We start from the raw sequence: 6,861 nt of genomic DNA on the forward strand, positions 1-6,861 counted from the left end.
GGCAAATGCGTACTAATGCGTGCTAATTCTTTCCTTAGAGTCAGTCTCGCGTTTTTCATCCTTTGCAACGATCTCCGGAACCACATCCGGCAAGGGCTCCGGCGCGTATTGCAGCGCAATTTGCAGGACCTCGTCAATCCATTTAACTGGTTTAATCTGTAGATCTTGCTTGATATTGTCAGGAATTTCCTTCAGATCGCGTACGTTCTCTTCAGGAATGATCACCGTCTTGATTCCACCACGGTGAGCAGCCAGCAGTTTTTCTTTCAAACCACCAATCGCCAACACCTGACCACGCAAGGTGATTTCGCCGGTCATGGCAACATCTGCGCGTACAGGAATGCCAGTCAATGCTGACACCAGGGCCGTGCACATGCCTACACCGGCGCTAGGGCCATCTTTCGGCGTTGCCCCTTCCGGCATATGGATATGGGTGTCGCGCTTCTCGTGGAAGTCCAGAGGAATCCCCAGGCTCTTCGCACGGCTGCGGACAACGGTCAGGGCTGCGGTGATCGATTCGACCATCACGTCACCCAGAGAACCGGTTTTGATCAACTGGCCTTTACCCGGGACGACCGCGGCTTCGATGGTCAGCAATTCGCCACCCACCTGAGTCCACGCCAAGCCTGTGACCTGACCGATCTGATCCTGCGACTCAGCCAGACCGTAGCGGAATTTACGCACGCCCAGGAAGTGCTCGAGCATGTCGGCAGTGACCTTCACCGAGAAGCGTTTTTCCATCGCATGCTCTTTGACCGCCTTGCGGCAAACCTTGGCAATCTGGCGCTCCAGCCCACGTACACCGGCTTCGCGGGTGTAGTAGCGGATGATGTCGCGAATCGCTTCGGCGTCGAATTCCAGCTCGCCTTTCTTCAGTCCGTTGGCCGTAATCTGCTTCGGCGAAAGATATTTGACAGCGATGTTGATCTTCTCGTCTTCGGTGTAACCCGGCAGACGAATCACTTCCATCCGGTCCAGCAGCGCTGGCGGAATGTTCATGGAGTTGGAGGTGCAAAGGAACATCACATCGGACAGGTCGTAATCGACTTCCAGATAGTGATCGTTGAAGTTGTGGTTCTGCTCGGGATCGAGCACTTCCAGCAACGCCGACGCCGGATCGCCACGCATGTCGCTGCCCATTTTGTCGATTTCATCGAGCAGGAACAGCGGGTTGCGGACGCCCACCTTTGTCATTTTTTGAATCAATCTTCCTGGCATCGAACCGATATAAGTCCGGCGATGACCACGAATTTCCGCCTCATCGCGCACACCACCGAGGGCCATGCGCACGAATTTGCGGTTGGTGGCGTGAGCGATCGACTCCGCCAGAGAGGTTTTACCCACCCCGGGAGGACCGACCAGGCACAGCACCGGACCACGAATCTTCTTCACGCGCTTCTGCACGGCGAGGTATTCGAGGATCCGCTCTTTGACTTCTTCCAGACCATAGTGGTCGGCGTCGAGAATATCTTCGGCACGAGCGAGGTCCAGACGCACCTTGCTCTGGGCCTTCCACGGCACTTGAACCAGCCAGTCGATATACGAACGCACCACCGTCGCTTCCGCGGACATTGGCGACATTTGCTTGAGCTTGTTCAGTTCGGCCTGAGCCTTGGCCAACGCGTCTTTCGGCAGACCGGCGGCATCGATACGCTTCTTCAGCTCTTCGATTTCGTTGTGGCCTTCGTCGCTGTCGCCCAGTTCTTTCTGAATGGCCTTCATCTGCTCATTCAGGTAGTACTCGCGCTGGCTGCGCTCCATTTGCTTTTTAACGCGGCCGCGAATGCGTTTTTCGACTTGCAGCAGATCGATCTCGGCATCCAGCAACGCCAGAACGTGCTCGACCCGGGCCGACAAATCGATGATTTCGAGGATTTCCTGCTTCTGCTCGATTTTCAGGGCCATGTGCGCGGCCATGGTATCGACCAAGCGGCCTGGCTCGTCGATGCTGTTAAGCGACGACAGGACTTCAGCGGGGACTTTCTTGCCCAGCTGCACATATTGTTCGAATTGAGCCAGCAGGCTGCGGACAAACACTTCCGACTCGCGCTCAGGCGCGTCGACTTCGTCGATCAGCGAAACTTCGGCACGGCAGTGGCCGTCGACTTCGCTGAAGCGCTCCACGGCGCCCCGCTGCTCGCCTTCGACAAGAACCTTGACCGTGCCGTCAGGCAGCTTGAGCAGCTGCAGAACGGTAGCGATGGTGCCTACGCGATAAAGTGCTTCTTCACCGGGATCGTCGTCAGCAGGATTTCGCTGAGCCAGCAGAAGGATCTGCTTGTCGCCCGTCATCGCTGCCTCGAGGGCTTCGATGGATTTCTCGCGCCCCACGAACAGCGGGATAACCATGTGCGGATAAACCACGACATCACGCAATGGCAGGAGAGGCAATTCGATGGTTGTCTTCATGATTTCGCCTCTACGGCGGCCATAAGGCCGTAAACAGATGGAAGTAAGCTTGAAACCAAGATGGGGGCTGTTTTCAAAAAAAACAAGCGGATAAAAAAACCACTTTAAAGATCGCCGCTTACGGTAGCGCCTGCATGGGTCCGGATACATCCAAAAAGGTCGGATGTCATGCTGCCTTCGCAGCGGTGCGGCGATCCGACAAGCCAGCTCCCACAATAGCAAAGGGGCCCGAAGGCCCCTTCTTTATTTCAGCAGTGTGACGCTTAGGCGTCTGGCGCTGCCTTGGCAGCCGGCTCACTGTTTTCGTAGATATACAGTGGCTTGGACTTGCCTTCTATAACGCTTTCATCGATCACTACTTTACTCACCTCGGACTGCGAGGGGATTTCATACATAGTGTCGAGCAATACACCTTCGAGAATCGAGCGCAGTCCACGGGCACCGGTTTTGCGTTCCAGGGCACGTTTGGCGACCGATTTCAGCGCGTCAGCCCGGAATTCCAGGTCCACGCCTTCCATCTCGAACAGCTTGGCATACTGCTTGGTCAGAGCATTTTTCGGCTCGGTGAGAATCTGCATCAACGCAGCCTCATCAAGCTCGTCCAGCGTGGCAAGTACCGGCAGACGACCAACGAACTCCGGGATCAGACCGAACTTGACCAGATCGTCAGGCTCGACTTCACGCAGGGATTCACCGACTTTCTTGCCTTCTTCCTTGCTGCGCACTTCCGCGTTGAAACCAATGCCGCCCTTGGTGGAACGGTTTTGAATAACCTTTTCCAGACCGGAGAACGCACCACCGCAGATGAACAGGATGTTACGGGTGTCGACCTGAAGGAATTCCTGCTGCGGATGCTTGCGACCACCTTGAGGTGGAACGGAAGCGACCGTACCTTCGATCAACTTGAGCAGGGCCTGCTGCACGCCTTCACCGGAAACGTCCCGGGTGATCGACGGGTTGTCAGACTTGCGCGAGATCTTGTCGATCTCATCGATGTAGACGATACCCATCTGGGCTTTTTCTACATCGTAATCGCACTTCTGCAGCAGCTTCTGAATGATGTTCTCGACATCTTCACCTACATAACCCGCCTCGGTGAGGGTGGTTGCGTCGGCGATGGTGAACGGAACGTTCAGCAAGCGGGCCAGTGTTTCGGCAAGCAGGGTTTTACCCGAGCCTGTCGGGCCGATCAGCAAGATGTTGCTTTTGCCGAGTTCGACGTCGTCATTCTTTTTGTCACGCTGGTTCAAACGCTTGTAGTGGTTGTACACCGCTACGGCCAGAACCTTTTTCGCACGTTCCTGACCAATCACGTACTGATCAAGGATGCCGCTGATTTCTTTAGGCGAAGGCAATTTATGCGCGCTGCTTTCGGCCTGGGCTTCCTGCACCTCCTCACGGATGATGTCATTGCACAGGTCGACGCACTCGTCGCAGATAAAGACCGAGGGGCCGGCAATCAATTTGCGTACTTCATGCTGGCTTTTGCCACAGAAGGAGCAATAGAGCAGCTTGCCGTTGTCCTCGCCGTTGCGGGTGTCAGTCATTCGTTCGATCCAAATCCGATAGGCTTGCAACACAAGATGAAGGCTATTGCGGGCTTTTTCAAGCCCGCCGGTGATCAGACCAGCTGACCAACCCTATTTTGAGCTGCTTATTATTAAGCGGGGCGCTGGTTGATCACTTCATCGATCAACCCGTATTCACGCGCGGCTTCAGCGCTCATGAAATTATCGCGGTTGGTATCGCGCTCGATTTCTTCAAGAGTGCGCCCGCTATGCTTGGCCATCAGCGTGTTGAGACGCTCACGAATGAAGAGGATTTCCTTGGCATGGATTTCGATATCCGAAGCCTGGCCCTGGAAACCGCCCAGTGGCTGGTGAATCATCACACGCGAGTTCGGCAGGCAGTAACGCTTGCCCTGGGCACCGGCCGTCAGAAGAAACGCGCCCATGCTGCACGCTTGACCGATACAAGTGGTCGACACGTTTGGCTTGATGAACTGCATGGTGTCATAGATCGACATGCCCGCCGTGACCGAACCGCCCGGGGAGTTGATATAGAGATGGATGTCCTTGTCCGGGTTTTCCGCTTCAAGGAACAGCAGTTGCGCACAGATCAGGTTGGCCATGTAGTCCTCTACCGGACCAACCAGAAAAATCACTCGCTCCTTGAGAAGGCGCGAGTAGATGTCATAGGCGCGCTCGCCACGAGCAGACTGCTCGACAACCATCGGGACCAGGCCGCCTGCGGCCTGGATATCAGAGTTCTGCTGAATATAGGAATTACGGAACATGCTCTGCAGTCACTCCCAAATAGTTATGTCTTGAATACGCATAAGCCAGCACGAAGGCTGGCTTATGGTGTGTGCTTCTTACCGCAAAAACGATCAGTCGGCTTGTGGAGCTTCTACCGGCTTGACAGCTTCTTCGTAAGAGACCGATTTGTCGGTCACGCTAGCTTTCTGCAGAACAGTATCCACAACTTGTTCTTCCAGCACAACCGAACGGACTTCGTTCAGTTGCTGGTCGTTCTTGTAGTACCAGGACACAACCTGCTCAGGCTCCTGGTAAGCCGAAGCCATTTCCTGAATCATCTCGCGAACGCGGGCTTCGTCAGGCTTGAGGTCGAATTGCTTGACCACTTCAGCCACGATCAGACCCAGCACAACGCGGCGCTTGGCTTGCTCTTCGAACAGCTCGGCCGGCAGTTGGTCAGGCTTGATGTTGCCGCCAAACTGCTGAACAGCCTGCACGCGCAGACGGTCAACTTCGTTGGACAGCAGAGCCTTTGGTACTTCGATCGGGTTGGTGGCCAGCAGACCGTCCATAACCTGATTCTTGACCTTGGATTTGATCGCCTGACGCAGTTCACGCTCCATGTTCTTGCGAACTTCGGTGCGGAAGCCTTCCAGACCGGTTTCCTTGATGCCGAATTGAGCGAAGAATTCTTCGGTCAGCTCTGGCAGTTTAGGCTCGGAAACGGTGTTCACGGTCACGGTGAACTCAGCGGCTTTGCCTGCCAGGTCGAGGTTCTGATAGTCCTCAGGGAAGGTCAGGTTCAGAACGCGCTCTTCGCCGGCTTTAGCGCCGACCAGACCGTCTTCGAAGCCAGGGATCATGCGACCGGAACCCAGTACCAGCTGGGTGCCTTTGGCGGAACCACCAGCGAACACTTCACCGTCGACCTTGCCGACGAAATCGATGTTCAGTTGATCTTCGTTCTGAGCAGCGCGATCAGCGACTTCGAAACGGGTGTTCTGCTTACGCAGGATTTCCAGCATCTTGTCCAGATCGGCATCAGCCACGTCAGCGCTCAGGCGCTCGACAGCGATACCTTCGAAACCGGCAACGGTGAACTCCGGGAACACTTCGAATACGGCTACGTATTCCAGGTCCTTGCCTGCTTCCAGGGATTTAGGCTCGATCGAAGGCTGACCAGCCGGGTTCAGCTTCTGCTCAACCACAGCTTCGTAGAAAGAAGACTGGATTACGTCGCCTACAGCTTCCTGGCGAGCGTCAGCACCGAAACGGCGCTTGATTTCGCTCATTGGCACTTTGCCTGGACGGAAGCCAGCGATCTTGGCCTTTTGGGCGGTCTGCTGCAGACGCTTGTTGACCTGGCTCTCGATACGCTCAGCCGGCACGGTGACGCTCATGCGGCGCTCAAGAGCAGTAGTATTTTCAACAGAAACTTGCATGGATATTCCTCGTTGCACAGACGTTAGCCGGCCGTTTCCGACCCCAGAATCAAGGGCATGCATTCTAGTGGGTCAAACTCAAGAAGTCACCCTACTGAAAACGGGTAAAAAAGCAGCAGGCAATTTATAGGCGGGGACAAACGGTTGTGCCTCGCCCTGTTAGCAAATACAGCCAGTCATGCCAAGGCTCTGCACCCATCCTTCTATATATAGAAGGAATCGGCAATCCATCCCTGACAGCCGACCCCACGAAGGGATCGGCGGACAAATCGTGCATCATCGAGAAACATAAATACGATGAAACGACCTGACCCTGCGACCCACAACCTGCAGTCGTCGACACTCAAACAACTGAAACAAAAAAGGCGCCAGACTGTTAAATCTGGCGCCTTTCGAAATATGGGGTGGACGATGGGGATCGAACCCACGACAACGGGAGTCACAATCCCGTGCTCTACCAACTGAGCTACGCCCACCATATTGCGTGACAAAGAAGCCAAACAACTTCTTTGTTGAGCCCCAACCAAGCCAAGCGGCAAGAGTGAAGCTTTATTTGGTGCGGATGAAGAGACTCGAACTCTTACGCCTCGCGGCGCTGGAACCTAAATCCAGTGTGTCTACCAATTCCACCACATCCGCGGATTGAAGCTGTTAAAGCAAAGGCGCCAGACTGTTAATCTGGCGCCTTTCGAAATATGGGGTGGACGATGGGGATCGAACCCACGACAACGGGAGTCACAATCCCGTGCTCT

The 6,861-nt window shown here is 55.0% G+C and carries 4 protein-coding genes and 3 tRNA genes (1 of these 7 running past the window's edge); all 7 read right to left on the reverse strand.

All coding sequences use genetic code 11. The features are described 5' to 3' along the window. Positions 1-12: 12 nt before the first annotated feature. Positions 13-2,409 carry an endopeptidase La gene (gene lon / locus AC1RQB_RS01590; protein WP_008073094.1) on the reverse strand — a complete coding sequence of 799 codons (2,397 nt, stop codon included), beginning with the start codon at positions 2,407-2,409 and terminating at the stop codon, positions 13-15. A 263-nt stretch (positions 2,410-2,672) separates the two neighbouring features. Continuing rightward, positions 2,673-3,956, reverse strand: coding sequence for an ATP-dependent Clp protease ATP-binding subunit ClpX (gene clpX, locus AC1RQB_RS01595; protein WP_007946893.1), 1,284 nt, complete (start codon positions 3,954-3,956; stop codon positions 2,673-2,675). 113 nt (positions 3,957-4,069) lie between these two features. After that, positions 4,070-4,705, reverse strand: a complete 636-nt coding sequence (gene clpP, locus AC1RQB_RS01600; RefSeq protein WP_007901795.1) for an ATP-dependent Clp endopeptidase proteolytic subunit ClpP — start codon at positions 4,703-4,705, stop codon at positions 4,070-4,072. 93 nt (positions 4,706-4,798) lie between these two features. Beyond that, complete coding sequence (gene tig / locus AC1RQB_RS01605) at positions 4,799-6,109, reverse strand: trigger factor (RefSeq protein ID WP_008073093.1); 1,311 nt, start codon at positions 6,107-6,109, stop codon at positions 4,799-4,801. A 400-nt stretch (positions 6,110-6,509) separates the two neighbouring features. Continuing rightward, positions 6,510-6,585: transfer RNA gene (locus AC1RQB_RS01610), tRNA-His, on the reverse strand. 78 nt (positions 6,586-6,663) lie between these two features. Further along, positions 6,664-6,748 (reverse strand) — tRNA-Leu (locus tag AC1RQB_RS01615). A gap of 57 nt (positions 6,749-6,805) precedes the next feature. Next, positions 6,806-6,861: transfer RNA gene (locus AC1RQB_RS01620), tRNA-His, on the reverse strand (it continues 120 nt past the right edge of the window).

The sequence above is a fragment of the Pseudomonas sp. GW822-FHT02E03 genome (assembly GCF_058802325.1).